1 protein-coding gene is annotated in these 2,641 nt (G+C 29.8%); it reads right to left on the bottom strand.

Annotation, left to right across the window (positions count from 1 at the left end):
• Nucleotides 1-308: 308 nt before the first annotated feature.
• A complete protein-coding gene (locus tag ACFINX_RS09640) occupies nt 309-941 on the bottom strand; it encodes a hypothetical protein (RefSeq protein ID WP_375627779.1) in 633 nt (210 codons plus the stop codon).
• Nucleotides 942-2,641 lie beyond the last annotated feature (1,700 nt).

The following is a 2,641-nucleotide window of genomic DNA, read 5'->3' as shown; positions in this document are numbered from 1 at the left end:
ATTAGAGAAACTGAATAGACTTGGCTTGCTAAACTCACAAAGGGGTATAGAATCTTATAACCATAATCTATACCTCTTTTGTTAAGTTGATTAGATACAATCCTAATATGCGTTATTCTAAAAATAAGGCTTTGTACTTTTAAACACTCTTATTGGGATTGCTTTAAGACTTTTAAGAAACCCACTCTTAAATAGAATTAGATTTTTTTACATCGCCTTTAAAAGATTATACCGTAATCTAAAATGATAGCTTTATTAACATCGACCTTGTGGCTAAAATTCGTGATTATGCTGCTATTTTCCTAACTCTACTTTGGGACTATAAGCCCCTCTTTGGCTAGTTTTTCAACAGTTGTTTCAGCAACGCTTACTATGAGATTAGAAAATGATGCAAAAGCATTTCCATCGCTATAGCCTTTTGCTAGCCATATGGTTTCTTTGTTTTTTGTATGGTGAATAAGATAAACACTAACACTTATGGCGGGCTTACTAATATTATATCCACCGGTCACATAACCTGGTGTCGTCTCAGTTTCTATGGTAGCAAAGTTTCCAAATCCCGAAATAGTACTTGTAGAGGTTCCCGGATGATACGTTGGCGGGATATATGTCTGCGATATAGCACGATTATCAACGCTAACTATTAGGAGTGCATCTGCGCCTTTATTTGTTATAATTTCCTCTTTCTCGTTATAGGAATAATTACGAGTTAGAGGGAAAAGTTCTAATCCTCTCAATATCTGTACATTGTATTTAGCAAGCGATTTCTCAAAGGTGTCTTCAAGTGCTTTTTGCTCAGAAATAGACATGCCAACACCTCCTATGACCATCTTTTTCGTTTGAAATCGTCCCTTGTAGTTTGGATCAACAATTCCGTTCAAATGTGTTATAGGACCACAAGCTGTGAGTATTAACAAACAAAGTAAAATAAAAAACTTCATCATCATAAACCTTTGATTAATGCAAAAGTCTAATAATGTATTTATAATTCAAATTAAAGATACGATTTGAACTTTTAAATAATTTTTTTAGATTGTTTTGCAAAATTTAAGAAATCCACTCTTAAAGTGAATTAGATTTTTTTACATTGCCTTTAAGAGATTATACCGTAATCTAAAATGAGTGCTTTATTGTTATCAAAAGCTTTGTTTAAAGAGAGTTATGTATATTCATTTTGCTTATAGGTTTTGAAGGTGTAAAAACCGTCAAAACCCCCTCAAAACGTATATTATTAGTTGAATTTATAGGTTGTGTTATCAATATGGGTTGTTTTTTAAAGGTCTGTAAAATCTTAACATATTGAAAAATAACGTTTTTACTTTTTATCGTTTTTTTACATAATAGCAGCAACCCTCAAAACTCAAAACCCCTTCAAAACTCATAACCATAAGGATCTTGATAGCATTTATTATGATTATAATCCCTTTCTTTTGAAAGGCTTTAAAAGATCACATACTCTCATAAGACATGTTTTAATCATTCACTAAATGATCACTTTTGTCGATTCAATGTACTGACATAAACTGACAAATATATATTTACAGTTGTATTTATTTGTTATGGCTGTTTTAATAAGTTGTATTTTGAAAAATTCATAAAACTTAACTTATTGAAATATAATGATTTTAATTTTCTCTCATTTAAAAAAAATGATATAGGTTCTAAAAAGAACTGACAAGACTGACAAAAGTTTATTAAAAGGAATTTTGCTCATCTCTATAATGATCAGTTTCTATTGAGATGTTTTCATAAGTGTTTTCATAACGGTCTATAAATCACAATTATCATATATCCTATTTATCATTTCTCTTATGAACATGAAAAATGATGCCATGGCTATAAAGAACATAACAACTATAGAGAAAGCAAAAATGCAAATGAAAGCATTTGTTATAAGAGCGCGGTGCTATTAAGGTCGTTTAAATTAAAGCCCCTTATAAACAAAATTCACAAAAAATTTAAAATTCATTTAGTAACAAAATTGATAGGTTATAAAGTTTAAAATACGCATTATGAGAGCGTTTCTAAATATTATAAATGTATAGATTCAGAAAATAACGCAATCGTTTCATAAAACATATAATATAGCTTTAAAAGCACATAAATATAAAAGAAGAAATTAATAAGCATAAGATATTATCAATACACAACGTATTTAAAAAATAAGAAAAAATATCAAAAAGATAGAAATATTATTTGACAATAAATACGTATTTTGTTACACAAATAATCAAGTGATTAACAAACACTAAACATGTAGCGGATAGATTACGATACAATCTTTCCAAAGCTTTTAAAAACTGGCTATCTTTTATGCTTTAATTAGCATATATGATGATTTTGTCGGGTGTGCTTACACCATACAATACCCTTATGGGAAAAGTGTAAGCAACGGACTACATGCCGTGTTTGTTAACGCCCGACGCCCTTAAAGGGTTGTCAATAACAAACATATAAACATGTAGGTTTTAATTATGAAAAATATCTCAAACAACACCCCCGTTATCTCTAATATTGCAAATGAAACCGCGTCTGTTAATCAACAAGAGCCTGCAAAAAAATACGAATTTATTGATGATTGTGAATATATCGATGGTCATTTCTTAACTCGAATTAGAGCCTTAAGAGATTTTGATGATGT

Origin of the sequence: Bartonella sp. AP36NXGY (genome assembly GCF_042195865.1) — a bacterium.
Taxonomy (GTDB): Bacteria; Pseudomonadota; Alphaproteobacteria; order Rhizobiales; family Rhizobiaceae; genus Bartonella.
The sequence above is the reverse complement of the archived record's forward strand: the minus strand, read 5'-3'. Positions and strand labels throughout refer to the sequence as shown.